Genomic DNA, 15,140 nt, shown 5'->3' with positions numbered 1-15,140 from the left:
GTTCGTATTACACGAACGTATGGACGATCATGTCCGGTGTACGGCGTTGCGGCGAACGGGTGGCGGCATCGCGTCCGCGCCGGAGGTGCGACCATGGACCCGTGCGGGAACACCGCGCCACGCGAGGCGCCGCTCTTCCCCCGGTCACGCCGGGGAGTCTGCTCGTCGCCGCCCCCGGTCTGGGCGACCCGAACTTCTCGCGGACGGTCGTCTACATGATCGAGCACCGTCCGCAGGGCAGCCTCGGGGTCGTGCTCAACCGGCCGGGCCAGGCGGCCGTACGGGACGTGCTCCCGCGGTGGGCCGGGCTCACCAGCGACCCCGGGACCATGTTCGTCGGCGGTCCGGTGGAGGCGCGCACCGCGCTCTGCCTGGCCGCCCTGCGGACCGGGGAGACCGGCCGCGGGCTCGGCGGGCTGATGCCGGTCCGGCCGCCGGTGCAGCTGGTCGACCTCGACTCCGACCCGGCTCCGCTCGCGCAGCGGCTGCGCGGCCTGCGGATCTTCGCCGGGTACTCCGGCTGGGACGCGGGCCAGCTGGGCGGCGAGATCGCCCGGGGCGACTGGTACGTCGTCCCCGGACTGCCCGACGACCTGCTGACCACCGTCTACGACCAGCTGTGGGAACGGGTGCTCCGTCGCCAGGGCGTCCCACTGGCGCTGCTCGCCACGTTCCCGCGTGATCCCGCCTGGAACTGAGTCCCCGCGAGCGGTGCGTGGCCTATGGTGAGCCTACCCTTATCCAGGAGGTTCCCGTGGTCGTCGTCCCCCGCACCGTCTCGTCCGCGTCCCGCGGCGCCGTCGACCGGCGCACGCTGCTCGGCGGGGCCCTGCTCGGCGGCCTCGGCCTGCTGACCGGCTGCTCCCCCGTCACCGGCGGCGGACCGGCCGGGACGGCCACCCGCACGCTGCGGACCGCCTACGGCGAGGTCGCGGTGCCCGCGGACCCCGCGCGGGTCGCGTGCGTCGGCTACTACACGCCGTTCCAGATGCAGGCCCTCGGGAAGCGCCCGGTCGCCGTCGCGGACTACACCCCCAGCCGCGCGGCGCTGACCGCGGACCAGAAGACGTTCCTGGAGGGGCTGCCCACCGTCGGGACGGTCGTGACCCCGGAGCCGGAGCGGATCGCCGCGGCCCGCCCGGACGTCATCCTGGGCGAGGCCGACTACGCCGACGAGGACCTGTGGCGCGTCCTGTCCGGGATCGCGCCGACCGCGCTGTTCGCGCCCCTGGACAACGGCGACTGGCTGACCGTCGCCGAGCAGGTGGCCGTCGCGGTCGGCGCCGGGGACACCCTCGTCGACGCCCGGGCCCGCTACGCCGCCGGCGTCGACGAGCTCCGCACCCGGCACGCCGCCGCACTGGCCGGGCGCCGGATCGCCCCGATCACCTTCGGCGGGACGGTCGGCGAGTTCTCGGTGCTGCACGCCGACAACCCGTACTGCTCGATCCTGACCGCGTTCGGGGTCCGGCTGGCCGACTTCCCGTCCGCGCCGGGCGACGGCTCGTTCACCACCATCGGGATCGAGGCGCTCGGCAGGCTCGGCGACGCGACCGACATCCTCCACCCGGTCCGCCCGGACGGGGGCACCTTCCCCGCGGTCGACGCGGTGCTGGCCCATCCGCTGTTCACCCGGCTCCCCGCCGCCCGCGCCGGACGTGTCTTCCCGGTCGTCGGCTACGACGTGTTCGACCACGCCACGGCCGGTGCCGCGCAGCGCGAGTTCGCCGCGACCGTGCTCGGGGACCGCTGACCGGCCTACCGTGGGGGTCGTGCTGTTCGACCGTCGTCCCCAGCCCGATCCCGTCGGCCCCGGGCAGGAGTCGGTGTGGGACTACCCGCGCCCGCCCCGGGCCGAGCGGGTGCCCCGGCACGCGAAGCTGTGGCACGGCGGGACGCTCGTCGCCGCGTCGGACGACCTGGTCCGGGTGCTGGAGACCAGCCACCCGCCGACCTGGTACCTGCCCCGCACCGCCTTCACCGAGGGCGTGCTGGTGCCCGGTGAGCAGCGCACGTTCTGCGAGTGGAAGGGCGTCGCCCACTACTGCGACGTGCGCGTCCGCGGCGTGCCGCCGCTGACCGACGTCGCCTGGTGGTACCCGCGGCCGGACGCGCGCTACCCGGAGCTGACCGACCGGGTCGCGGTCTACGTGGCGCCGTTCGAGCGGATCACCCTCGACGGGGAGACGGTCCGCCCGCAGCCCGGCGGGTTCTACGGCGGCTGGGTCACCGACGAGGTCGTCGGCCCGTTCAAGGGCGGGCCGGGCTCCCGCGGCTGGTAGCCCGCCCGGGGTCGGGTCCCGGGGATCAGGCCCCGCAGGTCGGGCCTCGCAGGTCAGGCCTCGCGGGTGAGCCCGGTGCGGGCCCCGGGCTCCGAGCCCGGCTCGGTGCCGGTCGCGTCGCGGCAGCCCGCGACCAGGTCGCAGCCGGCGCAGACCCCGCCGCAGCTCGGGGCCGCGGCCTGCGCGGCGATCGCCGCCGCCGCGGCCCGCGCCCCGACTGCGCCACCGAGACCGGCGAGCACGACCGTCCCGACCAGCGCGATCGCACCCAGCACCCACGGGGCGGCGCCGGTCCGGTCCAGGAACAGCAGCACCGTCCCGCCGACCAGGGCGATAGCCCCCGCGGCCCCGACCGGCGGCGCGGCCACCCGGTTGGCGATCGCGAACGCGTCGGCGGTCCGCAGGCTGTCCGCGGTGCGGACGCCGACGAAGCGGTTGCGCGGCAGCCGGCCGGTCGCCCCCAGCACGGCGAGGACGACGAGGACCACCCCGGCCAGCAGGAGCAGGGCGGCGAGGAGCAGGCGGAGCGTCGTGGGCACGTGACCAGGGTAGAACCCGGGGGAACGGGGATGCCCGCCCCGGCTACCCTGGTCACATGTGCACGGCCCGCCGACTTCCCGGCGCGGCGTCGTAGCCACAACACGGCGCCGCGACGGCCCCTCCTGCGTGATGCGCCCTCCTGCGTGATGCGCACGAGGGGCCGCGACGTGTTCCGGGCCCCGAGTCGGGCCGTCACGACAGGCATCCCCGAGGTGAGACGGACATGAGCACCGAGACCACGACCGCGTCCGAGCAGCGCGCGGACCGACCGGCGTACCGCTACGACGCCGAGATGGCCGCCCGGATCGAGCGGAAGTGGCAGGACTTCTGGGAGACCGAGCAGACCTTCCACGCCCCCGACCCGGGGCAGCCCGGCTCGGAGAAGCCGAAGGTCTACCTGATGGACATGTTCCCCTACCCCTCCGGGGCGGGGCTGCACGTCGGGCACCCGCTGGGCTTCATCGGCACCGACGTGCTGGGCCGCTACCTGCGGATGAACGGCCACAACGTGCTGCACCCGATGGGCTTCGACGCCTTCGGGCTGCCCGCCGAGCAGTACGCCGTCCAGACCGGGACGCACCCGCGGACGACGACCGAGGCCAACATCGCCCGCTACCGGCAGCAGCTGCGCCAGCTGGGCCTGGGCCACGACCCGCGCCGCTCGGTGTCCACCACCGACATCGGGTTCTACCGCTGGACCCAGTGGATCTTCCGCGAGATCTTCGAGTCCTGGTACGACGCCGCGGCCGACCGCGCCCGTCCGATCACCGAGCTGCGCGCCTCCTTCGAGGACGGCAGTCGCGCCACTCCGGACGGCCGTCCGTGGGCGGAGCTGTCCGAGGGTGAGCGGCGCGCGGTGGTCGACGGCCACCGGCTGGCCTACATCTCCGAGGCCCCGGTCAACTGGTGCCCCGGCCTGGGCACCGTGCTGGCGAACGAGGAGGTCACCCCCGAGGGACGCTCCGAGCGCGGCAATTTCCCCGTCTTCCGCCGCAACCTGAAGCAGTGGATGATGCGGATCACCGCCTACGCCGACCGGCTGGCCGACGACCTGGACCGGGTCGACTGGCCGGAGTCGGTCAAGGCGATGCAGCGCAACTGGATCGGCCGCTCCGAGGGCGCCAGGGTCCGGTTCCCGGTGCAGTCCGGCGCCGACGCGATCGAGGTCTTCACGACCCGCCCGGACACCCTGTTCGGCGCCACCTACATGGTGCTCGCGCCCGAGCACCCGCTGGTGTCCTCCCTGGCCCCCGGGCAGTGGCCCGACGGCACCGACCCGCGCTGGACCGGTGGCGCCGCGACGCCCGCCGAGGCCGTCGCCGCGTACCGCGCCGAGGCCGCCCGCAAGTCGGAGCTGGACCGGCAGGAGAACAAGGAGAAGACCGGCGTCTTCACCGGCGCGTACGCGACCAACCCGGTCACCGGCTCCCCGGTGCCGGTGTTCGTCGCCGACTACGTGCTGATGGGCTACGGCACCGGCGCGATCATGGCGGTGCCCGCCGAGGACACCCGCGACTGGGACTTCGCGGCCGCGTTCGGGCTGCCGCACGTGCGCACGGTGCAGCCGCCGTCGGACTGGGACGGCGGCGCGTACACCGGCGACGGCCCGACCATCAACTCCGCGAACGACGAGATCAGCCTGGACGGGCTGGGCGTCGACGAGGCCAAGCGCACGATCATCGACTGGCTGGCCGCGAAGGGCGCCGGCGAGGGCGTCGTGCAGTACAAGCTGCGCGACTGGCTGTTCTCCCGGCAGCGCTACTGGGGCGAGCCGTTCCCGGTCGTCTGGGACGAGCACGGCCCGATCGCGCTGCCCGAGGACCAGCTGCCCGTCGTCCTGCCCGACGTCGACGACTACTCGCCCAAGACCTACGCCCCGGACGACGCGAACTCCGAGCCGGAGCCGCCGCTGTCCCGGGCGCACGAGTGGGTGGCCGTCGAGCTGGACCTGGGTGACGGCCCGAAGCAGTACCGCCGCGAGACCAACACGATGCCGCAGTGGGCCGGGTCGTGCTGGTACTACCTGCGCTACCTGGACCCGGAGAACACCGAGCGGTTCGTCTCCGCCGAGGCCGAGAAGTACTGGATCGGCAAGGACGCGGCCCGGTCGGTCGCCGACCCGGGCGGTGTCGACCTGTACGTCGGCGGTGTCGAGCACGCCGTGCTGCACCTGCTGTACTCGCGGTTCTGGCACAAGGTCCTGTTCGACCTGGGCCACGTGAGCAGCGAGGAGCCGTTCCGGAAGCTGTTCAACCAGGGCTACATCCAGGCCTGGGCCTACACCGACGCCCGCGGGACCTACGTGCCCGCGGAGGAGGTCGTCGAGGTCGTCGGCGAGGACGGCACGAGCGCCGGTTTCACGTGGAACGGGCAGCCCGTCACCCGGGAGTACGGGAAGATGGGCAAGTCGCTGAAGAACGTCGTGACGCCCGACGACATGTGCGACCGCTACGGCGCGGACACCTTCCGGCTGTACGAGATGTACACCGGCCCGATGGACGCCTCGCGGCCGTGGTCGACGCGGGACGTGGTCGGCCCGCAGCGGTTCCTGCAGCGGGTGTGGCGCAACCTGGTCGACGAGGGCACCGGAGCGGTGACCGTCGTCGAGGACGCGCCGTCGGAGGAGATCCTGCGGTCGCTGCACAAGGCGATCGCCGGTGTGCGCGAGGACTTCCCGGCGCTGCACTACAACACCGCCGCCGCGAAGCTGATCGAGCTGAACAACGCGCTGACCAAGCGCGGGGCGCCGGTGGAGCGCGAGGTCGCGGAGGCGCTGGTGCTGATGCTGGCGCCGCTGGCCCCGCACATCGCCGAGGAGCTGTGGCAGAAGCTCGGTCACGAGGACACGCTGACCTACGCGTCGTTCCCGGTCGCCGACGAGCGCTACCTGGTGGCGGACACCGTCGAGTACCCGATCCAGGTCAACGGCAAGGTCCGCTCGCGGGTCACCGTCGCCGCCGACGCCGGCCAGGACGAGATCCGGGCGGCCGCGCTGGCCGACGAGAAGGTCGTCACCGCGCTGGACGGGGCCGAGCCGAAGAAGGTCATCGTCGTGCCGGGGCGCCTGGTCAACGTCGTCCGGTAGGGAACGCAGGCGACCTCCTGCCCGTTGAGCGGGCAGGAGGTCCGTCATGAGCGCAGTCCTGACCCTGATCGTCGTCCTGGCCGTCGTCGCGGCCGTCGTCTGGCTGGTGCGGCGGCACAACGCGGACAAGGCCGCCGCTCTGGCCGACGCCCAGGCCGAGTCCCGGCGCTGGGTGGAACGCCTCGGCGGCCAGGTCCTGGCCCTGACCGGGACCGACGACCCGAGCCGTCAGGCGCTGGCCGACGCCGCCGAGCGCTACACCGCCGCGGGCTCGCAGATGGAGCAGGCGCGCACGGCCGCGCAGTGCCGGCAGGTCACCGAGACCGCCTACGAGGGTCTCTACTACGTCCGCGCCGCCCGCACGGCGATGGCCATGGACCCCGGGCCCGAGCTGCCGCCGCTGCCGGGCCAGTCCCGCGCCGGTGAGGTCACCGAGGACCGCGAGGTCGAGGTGGAGGGCCGCAGCCTGGGCGCGTCGCCGCGGCCGACCGACCGGAACAGCCACTACTACCCCGGCGGGACCGTCGCCGGGCGTCCGGTGCCGCGCGGCTGGTACTCCGAGCCGTGGTGGAAGCCCGCACTCGTCGCCGGGGCCTGGGGTGTCGGTTCGGCGCTGCTGTTCACCTCGCTGTTCAGCGGGATGGCCGGCGCCGACCCGGCCGCCTACGCCGACGGGTTCGCCGACGGCGCCGCCCTCGACGACCCGGGCTTCGACGGCGGTGCCGACGGCGGCTTCGACGGCGCCGACCAGGGCGGCTTCGACGGCGGGGGCCTGTTCGACAACGACTCCGACTTCGGCGGGGACTTCTTCTGACCCGCGCGCTGTAACGGCCGGCCCCCGGGCGGCATCCCCTCGTCCGAGCGACCAGCCCGTGGTCGCACGGCGAGAGGGGCCACGTCATGACGTACTACCTGCAGGCGATGCGCGGGTTCTCCGACTTCCGGGGGCGCGCCCGGCGGGCCGAGTACTGGATGTTCGCCCTGGTCTACCTGGGGATCTACCTCGTTGCCGGGACCCTGGACGTGGTCCTGGGGACGACGCAGCTGCTCGGCGCCCCGGTGCTGGCGACCGTGGTCGCACTCGTCCACCTGGTGCCCGCGATCGCGCTCCTGGTGCGGCGGCTGCACGACACCGGCCGCAGCGGGTGGTGGTACTTCATCGGCCTCGTCCCGCTGGTCGGGGTGGTGCTGCTGATCGTGTGGCTGGCGGCCGACGGCGAGCACCGTCAGAACGCCTGGGGTGACGACCCGAAGCGCGCCGAGCGTGCTCCCGCGCAGTTCGTCGCGCCGCAGGCCGGGCCGTACGGGGTCCCGCCGCAGTTCCGCTGAGGCAGCGGGCCGGACCCGGCCGGTCAGGCGCGGGACCCGCGCCGGACCGGCTTCTCCGGCCGCCGGGTCGCCCCGTTCCCCGGGTCCGGCGGCCCGGACAGGGCCGGCTCGGCGAGCCAGGCCTCCACGGCGTCGAGCACGAACGCGGCGTCGTCGAGGGCCGCCCGCGCCTCCGCCGCCGGAGCGGTCACGTCCGAGTGGTCGGCCAGCGCCCGCCGGTTGTAGAGCGACCGCAGCAGCCGCCCGGCCCGCGGGTCCAGCGACCGTTCCCGCACCACCCGGCGCACGAACGCGCTGACCACCTCGGAGTGCTCGGCGCGGGTCTCCCCCAGCACCAGCAGCGCGGTCTCGGCGGCCCGGAACGCGGCGTGGAACGCGCGGGAGACCGCGGCGTCGCCGAAGCCGTTCTCGGCCAGCACCCGGGCCCCGCCCAGCTCGACCCGGGCCCGCGCGATCCCGCCGTGCACCCGCCGGGTCACCGGACCCGCACCGCCTCGGCGCGGGCACGCACGACCGTCGGGTCGGCGGCGCGGACGAGCTCGCCCTGGCCGACCGGCAGCACGCTGATCGTCAGCCCGGTCCGCCGGGTGTGCTGCCACAGCACGTCGTCCATCGCGCGTACCTCCTCCCAGGGCAGAATCGGGAACCCGTCGTCGTCGAGCACCACGAGCAGGTCGATCGCGGACTCGACCGAGCCCTCCCCGCTGGCCCAGGACCCGAACAGCAGCACCTGGCGCAGCCGGGGGCCGTAGAGCAGGGCCAGGTCGTCGGCGACGGCGGCGGGCACGTCGTCGTTGGACGGGTCCGGGTCGGGGTGGCGTGCCCGGAGCCGCTCGCCGTCGTCGGCGCCGATCAGGCCGGCCGCGACCAGCCAGTCCGCCGCGCGCCGGCGGGAACGGGCGTCGCGGAAGCGGTACCACTGGTCGCGGACCTCGGGGAACTCGAACAACGTGTTCTTGAACCGGCGGAACGCGCCCCGGCCGTCGATCGCGCGGTCCAGCAGCGCCGCGGCCCGGCGGTGCTGCACGCCCGCGGTGAAGTCGGACATGTCCCGGTAGGACTCCCGGCTGGTCACCGGCCGGATCTCCACCCAGTCCGGACCGGGCCGGTCGTCGCCGGACACGCCGTGCACCTCGGCGTCGGCCGGGTCGAGGTACCAGGTGACCTCCGGCGTGCGGTCCTCGAGCGCGTCCGCGAGCGCGGACAGGTCGAGGCGGGCGGGGTCGAGCACGGGGCGACTCTATGCCCGGTCCGGTGCGCGTGGCAGCCGCCGCGGGACCCTCAGTCGTCCTCCTTCTCCCCGGAGCCGAAGAAGAAGTGCGCCACGAGGACCGCCCCCCAGATCCCGATCGGGAAGATCGGCCAGAAGAACGGGAGGCCCTCCCCGTCGGATGACGAGGCGAACGCGGTGACCACCCAGATGCCGGTCAGGATGACCGAGGTGCCGGCCCACGAGCGCCACTCGGTGAGGTGCTCACGCCTCGCCTCGGCCTTCTCCACCTGCGCCGTCTCGGCACGCACCGACGGCAACGTCGTGCGTTCCACCGCGGGCAGGTCGGTGACCAGCCGGGCGAGGTCCGCGCGGACGGTCGCCGCGTAGGCCTGCTGCAACCGCTCGTCGTACTCGGTCAGTGACAGCCGGCCCTCGTCGTGCGCCAGCTTCAGCCGTTCCGCGGTCTCGCTGCGGTCGGCGTCCGACACCCGCATCACGGACCGCTCGTCGTCCCTGGACTCCCCCATGCCCGTCGAGCGTAGCGACAGGACGGGCCAGCGGGGTCTGTCGTTCGGACGATCCCCGCCCCCGGGACGGGGCCGGACGGGTGGCGACGGCGACGCCGACGAGGCACAGCAGACCGCCGGCGAGCGCGGCCGGTGCGGGTACCTCCCCGAGCAGCGCCCAGGACAGCCCGACCACCAGCGGCGGGATCGCGTACGTGGTGGCGGCCAGCCGGCCCGCGGTCGTGCGGGTCAGGGCGTACCCCCAGGTCAGGAACGCGACACCGGTCGGGAACACCCCCAGGTAGACGACGCCGGCGACGGCCGTCGGCGGCGCGGTGGCGAGCTCGGCGACCAGCGACGGCAGGAACGGCAGCAGCGCGACGGCCCCGGCGACGGCGCCCGTCCAGGTCATCGTCAGGGCGTCGACCCGGGGCAGCAGCCGCTTCTGTGCGACGGCCGCGCCCGCGTAGACCAGTGCGGCGAGCAGCCCCAGCAGCACCCCGGACAGGTCGGCGCCCCCGGCGGAGGAGGCCGCCGCGATCAGGGCCACCCCGGCGAACGCCACGCCCATCCCGGCCAGCAGCCGCGCGGGGAAGCCCTCCCCGAGCAGCAACCCGGCCAGGACGGCGACGACCACCGGCGCCACGTTCACCAGCAGCGCGGTGGTGCCGGCGTCGAGGTGCCGCTCGGCCGCGTTGAGCGCGAGGTTGTAGACGCCGAACCAGGCCGCACCCCAGATCGCCACCGCCGCCAGCAGGCGTCCGCGCGGTGCCGGCGGGGCCGGGGCGCGTCGCCGTGCCCGCACCACGGTGAGGATCGCGGTCAGGGTGAGCGCCCCGACCAGCATCCGGCCCGCGGCGAGCGCGCCCGGGGACAGGTCGTGCCCGACGGCACGGATCCCGACGAAGGCCGACGCCCACAACACCACGGTGACCGACGCGGCGAGCGCCGGGAGAGCACGGGTCGAGCGGTTCATGGGGCCAGCCTGGCGCTCCGGACACTTCAGCACCAGCGATGATTCCTTCTCCTGGATTCAGTGCCGCTGTACTGTCGAGCCGTGCTCGACACCCACCGCCTGCGCGTGTTCCGGTCCGTCGTCGCCAGCGGCTCGGTCCAGGCCGCGGCCGCGAACCTGGGCTACACGCCGTCGGCGGTCAGCCAGCACGTCACCACCCTCGCGCGGGAGACCGGGCTGACCCTGTTCGAACGGGCCGGGCGCGGCCTGCGGGCCACGGCGGCCGGGGTGCGGCTGGCCGAGCAGGCGGACCTGGTCCTGGCCCGGATCGGGGAGGCCGAGGCGGTCGTCGCCGACCTGCGGGCCGGGCGGACCGGCACCCTGTCGGTGGCCTACTTCGCCTCGGTGGGCTCGGCCTGGCTGCCCCGCGTGGTGCGCCGGCTGACCGGGGACTTCCCGGGCGTCCGGCTGGACCTGCGGCTGCGGGAGTGGCTGCCCGACGACCCGGCCGACCGCGCCGACGTGCAGATCGCCGTCGAACGGCCGGACTTCGCGGCCTGGCCCGGCTTCTCGGTGACCCCGCTGCTCTCCGACCCCTACGTGGCGGTCCTGCCCGCGGGGCACCCGCTCGCCGGCCGGGACGAGGTCGAGCTCGCCGAGCTGGCCTGCGAGCGCTGGGTGGACAACGACTTCGCCCGCGGCTGGTGCCGCCGCAACCTCGTCGAGGCGTGCACGGCGGCGGGGTTCCGGCCGCCGTTCCACGTCGAGGCACACGACTACCCGACCGCGCTCGCCTTCGTCGCCGCCGGGATCGGGCTCACCGTGCTGCCGCGCCTCGGGGCGGCCCACCTCCCCGCCGGGACGTGTGCGGTGCCGGTCGTGCGGCCGACCCCGGTGCGGTCGATCCTGGCCGTCGTCCGCGACGCCGTCGCCGCCGCACCGCCGGTGGAGGCGGCCCTGGCGGAGCTGCACGCCGCGGTGGCGGCGGGACCGGCCCCGGTGTGATCCCGGCGCGGGTCAGCCCTGGGGGCGGACCACGATGTCGGTGAGGTGGGCGTCGCGGGTCGCGGTCAGCGCGGCCAGGATCGCGGCACCGACCGACTCCGGGCGCAGGAACCGCGAGCCGTCGTACTCCCCGCCCTCGTGGGCGACGACCCGCTCCTGCATCGCGGTGTCCACCCGGCCCGGGTGCACGGAGGTGACCCGGATGCCGTGCCCGGACTCCTCGGCGCGCAGGGCGTCGCCGAACGCGCGCAGCGCGAACTTGCTCGCCGCGTAGGACCCCCAGCCCGCGCGGGCGGTGAGCCCGGAGCCGGAGTTGACGAGCACGACGTCGGCGCCGGTGTCGGCACCCGCCGCGCGCAGTGCGGGCAGCAGCAGCCGGGTCGCCTCGGCGACCGCGACGACGTTGACGTCGAACTGGTGGCGCCAGGTCTGCGCGGTGGTCTCCGCGACGGTGCCCAGCTCCCCGACCCCGGCCGAGTGGACCAGCGCGTCGAGCCGGTCGATGCCGTCGAGGGCCGTGGCCAGCGCGTCGTCGTCGGTGAGCTCCACCGCCACGGTGCGGACCGCGACCGGGCCCGCCTCGGTCAGCTCGCCGGCCAGGGTCTCCAGCCGCTTCTCGTCCCGGCCACCCAGGACCAGGTCGTAGCGCGGCGCGAGCAGCCGGGCGGTGGCGGCGCCGATGCCCTGGGAGGCACCGGTGATCAGGGCGAGCGGGCGGCGGGGAGCGGTCACCCGGTGAACCTACGACGACCGGCCCCGTCCTGCGCGAGGACGGGGCCGGTCGCACCGGGGAGCGTGCGCGCTCAGAGCTGAGCTTCGTTCCGCAAGCTTCTCTCAGACCCGGCGGGCCGAGTTGAACGGCATCCGGTCGATGTCGGAGATCTTCACCGGCTGGCCGCTGGTGGAGGCGTGCACGATCTGGCCACCGCCGATGTAGATGCCGACGTGGCTGACCGGGCTGTAGAAGAAGACCAGGTCACCGGGCTTCAGGTTCGACTTCGACACCGGGGTTCCCACCTGGGCCTGGGCCCGGCTGGTGCGGGGCAGGTCCTTGCCGGCCTTGGCGAAGGCGTAGCGGACCAGGCCGGAGCAGTCGAACGCGCTCGGGCCGGTGGCGCCCCAGCGGTAGGGCTTGCCGAGCTGGGCCATCGCGGTCGACATCGCGCCGCTGCGCGCGGCGGCGGCCTGCGCGGCCGGGGCCGCGGCCTGCGCCGCGGAGGAGACCGACAGCGCGGCCGGGTTCGCGCCCAGCGCCGGCAGGACGTTCGCGGCCGGGGCGACGTCACGGGTCACGGTCTCCGCGGCGGGTGCCGCGGAGGCGGCGTCCGTGGGGGCCGCGGTGGCGGCGGGGAGCACGGACAGAACTGCGGCCGCGGCGGCGGTGGTGGCCACGACGGCGACGCGGAGCGCCGGAGCGGAATGACGCTGGGGCACGGTGGGGTCCTCGGGATGTTGCACCACCGGAGGAGCGGTCGGGGCGGGACCCGTGGGCGCCGGTACGAAGGGGGAGTTCCGGTGGGACCGGACGGCACTCACGACCCGCCCGCGTCGTCGCCCGGCGGTGACCCTGCACCCCTCACCCCGGATGGGCGGTGGTCGCACAAGGCCGGACCGCACATTACGAACAGATATCGCTCGAATAAATGACGCAGAGCACATTCATTGCATGACTGCGCTCACGACGAATAACGAGAACATTCCGGATCGGTAATGTCGTCTTCCGGAACGTCTCCGGTACGGCAACGGCCCGGGGATGACCTGCACGGTCGTCCCCGGGCCGTTGTGCCGAGAAAAGGATCAGTTGTCGATCTCGCCCCGGATGAACGCCTCGACCTTGTCGCGCGCCTCGGAGTCGCGGTACTGCTCCGGCGGCGACTTCATGAAGTAGCTCGACGCCGACAGGATCGGTCCGCCGATGCCGCGGTCCTTGGCGATCTTGGCCGCCCGCACCGCGTCGATGATGATGCCCGCGGAGTTCGGGGAGTCCCAGACCTCGAGCTTGTACTCCAGGTTCAGCGGGACGTCACCGAACGCGCGGCCCTCGAGCCGGACGTAGGCCCACTTGCGGTCGTCCAGCCAGGACACGTAGTCCGACGGGCCGATGTGCACGTTGCCCTTGCCCATGTCCCGGTCCACCTGCGAGGTGACGGCCTGGGTCTTGGAGACCTTCTTGGACTCCAGCCGCTCGAGCTCCTTCATGTTCAGGAAGTCCATGTTCCCGCCCACGTTGAGCTGCATCGTGCGGTCCAGCTGCACGCCGCGGTCCTCGAACAGCTTCGCCAGCACCCGGTGGGTGATGGTCGCGCCGACCTGGGACTTGATGTCGTCGCCGACGATCGGGACGCCGGCGGCGCGGAACTTCTCCGCCCACTCCGGGTCCGAGGCGATGAAGACCGGCAGCGCGTTGACGAACGCGACGCCCGCGTCCAGCGCGGCCTGCGCGTAGAACCGGTCGGCGTCCTCGCTGCCCACCGGCAGGTAGGACACCAGCACGTCGGCCCCGGTGTCGCGCAGCACCTGCACGACGTCGACGGGCTCGCCGTCGGCCTCGGTGATGGTCTCCCGGTAGAAGCGGCCGAGACCGTCGAGGGTCGGACCGCGCTGCACGGTCACCCCGAGCGGCGGCACGTCCGCGATCTTGACCGTGTTGTTCTCGCTGGCCGAGATCGCGTCGGCGAGATCCTGACCGACCTTCTTCGCGTCGACGTCGAACGCGGCCACGAAGGTCACGTCCCGGACGTGGTACCCGCCGAAGTCGACGTGCATCAGGCCGGGGACCTGGGCCGACGGATCGGCGTCCGCGTAGTAGTGAACCCCCTGGACCAGCGACGCCGCGCAGTTGCCCACGCCGACGACCGCCACCCGAACCTGGCTCATGTCAGGCTCCTCCTGTTGTCTCGTCCTGTCGTACCCCGCCGGTCGCGGGCCGGGATGGCCCGCCGCCGGGGAAGGTCCTCTCGTCGCGGCCGTCCGCGGCGCCCTGCTCGGCCCGTTCGGTCGCGATCAGCTCGTTCAGCCAGCACACCTCGCGCTCGGAGCACTCCAGCCCGAGCCGGTGCAGCTCGCGGGTGTAGCGGTCGACCCCCTCGCAGGGCCTGCCGAGCGCGGTGCGCAGACCGTCCCGGCGTTCCTCGACGGCCCGTCTGCGGCCCTCCAGGATCCGGATCCTGGTCTCCGCCGGTGTCCGCGCGAAGAACGCCAGGTGCACGTCGAAGCTTCCGTCCTCCCACGCCTGGGGGCCGGCCTCGGCGAGCATGGCCGCGAACCGGTCCCGGCCCGCCGGGGTGATGCGGTAGACCCGCCTGCCCCGTCGCAGCCGTCCCGGAGCGCGTCCGTACTGATCACCCGCCTCGTCGGTGGTCTCGGCGATCGACCCGGCCCGGAGCAGCCGGCGCAGGGCCGGGTACAACGAGCCGTAGGAGAACGCGCGGAAGCCGCCGAGCCTGCGGCCGAGCTGCTTGCGCAGCTCGTACCCGTGCAGCGGACCGTCCTGGAGCAGGCCGAGGACCGCGAAGTCCAGCATCGCGACCTCCTCCGTGCGGACCGCCGACCGGTCATCCTATCGGTCCGATACATCGATCCGTCCCCTCCATGATCGTCATCACAGGCGGTCACGGACCGGACGAGTGCCCCGACCAGGCACGGAACGGTCGTGCCCGCAGGGGCCCGTGCGGGACGGCGATGGGTCCGCGGGTCCGTCCCGCGTACCCTGGTCGGGTGCTCAGCCCGCGACAGGTGGTGGACTACGCCCTGCAGCGCCGTGCTCTGCTGGCCGATGTCCGGGCCGGCCGGGTCGGCCGTGAGGAGGTGTGCGATGCGGGTGCCTACCTGCTCCGCGCCGCGCGCTTCCACGGCACGGCCGCCGGTCGGGCCTGTCCGGTCTGCCGGCACGACGAGCTCGCCCAGGTCTCGTGGGTGTTCGGCGAGAGCCTGCGCCACGTCTCCGGCTCGGCCCGCTCCGCGGCGGACCTCGAGCAGCTCGCGGCGCAGGTCGCCGACTTCTCCGTGCACGTCGTCGAGGTGTGCACCGAGTGCCGCTGGAATCACCTGGTCCGCTCGTTCGTCCTCGGCACCGGCCGCCCCCGCCGCGGCCGGCGGAGTGCGGGTGGCTGAGTCCGATGGCGCCCTGCCCGACGAGCACGACCACCCGGACCGCGCGCACCGCGCCGGTCCGCTGCCGGATCCCCTCCGCCCCGGGCACCCCCGGCCCGGGCCACTGCGGATC

General features: G+C 74.2%; 16 protein-coding genes and 2 pseudogenes. 8 read left to right on the top strand and 10 right to left on the bottom strand.

What is annotated here, in order from left to right:
- Positions 1-101: 101 nt before the first annotated feature.
- Genes DMP17_RS26745 through DMP17_RS26735 form a run of 3 tightly spaced genes read left to right on the top strand, consistent with a single transcriptional unit; the run spans position 102 to position 2,282 of the window.
- The gene (locus DMP17_RS26745) at positions 102-698 is read left to right on the top strand and encodes a YqgE/AlgH family protein (RefSeq protein ID WP_073573695.1); all 597 of its coding nucleotides are present in this window, start codon (positions 102-104) and stop codon (positions 696-698) included.
- A gap of 56 nt (positions 699-754) precedes the next feature.
- Positions 755-1,753 (top strand): ABC transporter substrate-binding protein, encoded by a 999-nt coding sequence (locus DMP17_RS26740; RefSeq protein ID WP_337830944.1) that lies wholly within the window; start codon positions 755-757, stop codon positions 1,751-1,753.
- 19 nt (positions 1,754-1,772) lie between these two features.
- Positions 1,773-2,282 carry a DUF427 domain-containing protein gene (locus DMP17_RS26735; RefSeq protein WP_337830943.1) on the top strand — a complete coding sequence of 170 codons (510 nt, stop codon included), beginning with the start codon at positions 1,773-1,775 and terminating at the stop codon, positions 2,280-2,282.
- A 53-nt stretch (positions 2,283-2,335) separates the two neighbouring features.
- On the opposite strand, the gene DMP17_RS26730 is transcribed toward DMP17_RS26735, so the two are convergent.
- Positions 2,336-2,821: an SdpI family protein gene (locus DMP17_RS26730; RefSeq protein WP_337830942.1), complete on the bottom strand. Its 486-nt coding sequence runs from the start codon at positions 2,819-2,821 to the stop codon at positions 2,336-2,338.
- A gap of 224 nt (positions 2,822-3,045) precedes the next feature.
- Here DMP17_RS26730 and leuS point away from each other — a divergent pair, with 224 nt between their 5' ends.
- The 3 genes from leuS to DMP17_RS26715 all read left to right on the top strand — a co-directional run bounded on the left by leuS (position 3,046) and on the right by DMP17_RS26715 (position 7,236).
- On the top strand, positions 3,046-5,907 hold the full coding sequence (gene leuS / locus DMP17_RS26725) for a leucine--tRNA ligase (RefSeq protein ID WP_308253061.1): 2,862 nt from the start codon (positions 3,046-3,048) through the stop codon (positions 5,905-5,907).
- A gap of 46 nt (positions 5,908-5,953) precedes the next feature.
- Positions 5,954-6,721 carry a hypothetical protein gene (locus tag DMP17_RS26720; RefSeq protein WP_337830941.1) on the top strand — a complete coding sequence of 256 codons (768 nt, stop codon included), beginning with the start codon at positions 5,954-5,956 and terminating at the stop codon, positions 6,719-6,721.
- Positions 6,722-6,807: 86 nt separating this feature from the next.
- A complete protein-coding gene (locus tag DMP17_RS26715) occupies positions 6,808-7,236 on the top strand; it encodes a DUF805 domain-containing protein (RefSeq protein WP_226354446.1) in 429 nt (142 codons plus the stop codon).
- A gap of 23 nt (positions 7,237-7,259) precedes the next feature.
- Here the strand turns inward: DMP17_RS26715 and DMP17_RS26710 are convergent, their stop codons facing one another.
- The 5 genes and pseudogenes from DMP17_RS26710 to DMP17_RS26690 form a co-directional block, all read right to left on the bottom strand.
- Positions 7,260-7,715: a HEPN domain-containing protein gene (locus DMP17_RS26710; RefSeq protein WP_226354445.1), complete on the bottom strand. Its 456-nt coding sequence runs from the start codon at positions 7,713-7,715 to the stop codon at positions 7,260-7,262.
- Positions 7,712-8,467 (bottom strand): UPF0158 family protein, encoded by a 756-nt coding sequence (locus tag DMP17_RS26705; RefSeq protein WP_226354444.1) that lies wholly within the window; start codon positions 8,465-8,467, stop codon positions 7,712-7,714. Before DMP17_RS26705 ends, DMP17_RS26710 begins: the two co-directional genes overlap by 4 nt.
- A gap of 50 nt (positions 8,468-8,517) precedes the next feature.
- A complete protein-coding gene (locus tag DMP17_RS26700; RefSeq protein WP_226368292.1) occupies positions 8,518-8,757 on the bottom strand; it encodes a hypothetical protein in 240 nt (79 codons plus the stop codon).
- Positions 8,758-8,844: 87 nt separating this feature from the next.
- Positions 8,845-8,943 (bottom strand): annotated as a pseudogene (locus DMP17_RS26695) (DUF1707 SHOCT-like domain-containing protein); the annotation flags it as partial.
- Positions 8,944-9,070: 127 nt separating this feature from the next.
- Positions 9,071-9,931, bottom strand: a pseudogene (locus DMP17_RS26690) (DMT family transporter); the annotation flags it as partial.
- A gap of 81 nt (positions 9,932-10,012) precedes the next feature.
- Here DMP17_RS26690 and DMP17_RS26685 point away from each other — a divergent pair.
- A complete protein-coding gene (locus DMP17_RS26685; RefSeq protein WP_337830940.1) occupies positions 10,013-10,915 on the top strand; it encodes a LysR family transcriptional regulator in 903 nt (300 codons plus the stop codon).
- A 12-nt stretch (positions 10,916-10,927) separates the two neighbouring features.
- Here DMP17_RS26685 and DMP17_RS26680 read toward each other — a convergent pair whose 3' ends face one another.
- The 4 genes from DMP17_RS26680 to DMP17_RS26665 form a co-directional block, all read right to left on the bottom strand.
- Positions 10,928-11,647 carry an SDR family oxidoreductase gene (locus DMP17_RS26680; protein WP_226354442.1) on the bottom strand — a complete coding sequence of 240 codons (720 nt, stop codon included), beginning with the start codon at positions 11,645-11,647 and terminating at the stop codon, positions 10,928-10,930.
- Between the two features lie 102 nt (positions 11,648-11,749).
- A complete protein-coding gene (locus tag DMP17_RS26675; RefSeq protein WP_226354441.1) occupies positions 11,750-12,349 on the bottom strand; it encodes a C40 family peptidase in 600 nt (199 codons plus the stop codon).
- A gap of 363 nt (positions 12,350-12,712) precedes the next feature.
- Complete coding sequence (locus DMP17_RS26670; RefSeq protein ID WP_226354440.1) at positions 12,713-13,792, bottom strand: inositol-3-phosphate synthase; 1,080 nt, start codon at positions 13,790-13,792, stop codon at positions 12,713-12,715.
- A gap of 1 nt (position 13,793) precedes the next feature.
- Positions 13,794-14,438 carry a PadR family transcriptional regulator gene (locus DMP17_RS26665; RefSeq protein WP_226354439.1) on the bottom strand — a complete coding sequence of 215 codons (645 nt, stop codon included), beginning with the start codon at positions 14,436-14,438 and terminating at the stop codon, positions 13,794-13,796.
- A gap of 194 nt (positions 14,439-14,632) precedes the next feature.
- Here DMP17_RS26665 and DMP17_RS26660 point away from each other — a divergent pair, with 194 nt between their 5' ends.
- Positions 14,633-15,028, top strand: a complete 396-nt coding sequence (locus tag DMP17_RS26660) for a DUF5318 family protein (protein ID WP_226354438.1) — start codon at positions 14,633-14,635, stop codon at positions 15,026-15,028.
- Positions 15,029-15,140 lie beyond the last annotated feature (112 nt).

The organism is Pseudonocardia sp. TMWB2A (assembly GCF_017312135.1).
This window is presented reverse-complemented; position numbering and strand designations above follow the sequence as displayed.

Bases quoted from the DNA above. Each gene is read 5' to 3' on its own strand.
- DMP17_RS26720 (WP_337830941.1), top strand. From the start codon at position 5,954: ATGAGCGCAGTCCTGACCCTGATCGTCGTCCTGGCCGTCGTCGCGGCC.
- DMP17_RS26665 (WP_226354439.1), bottom strand. From the start codon at position 14,438: ATGCTGGACTTCGCGGTCCTCGGCCTGCTCCAGGACGGTCCGCTGCAC.
- leuS (WP_308253061.1), top strand. From the start codon at position 3,046: ATGAGCACCGAGACCACGACCGCGTCCGAGCAGCGCGCGGACCGACCG.
- DMP17_RS26715 (WP_226354446.1), top strand. From the start codon at position 6,808: ATGACGTACTACCTGCAGGCGATGCGCGGGTTCTCCGACTTCCGGGGG.
- DMP17_RS26670 (WP_226354440.1), bottom strand. From the start codon at position 13,792: ATGAGCCAGGTTCGGGTGGCGGTCGTCGGCGTGGGCAACTGCGCGGCG.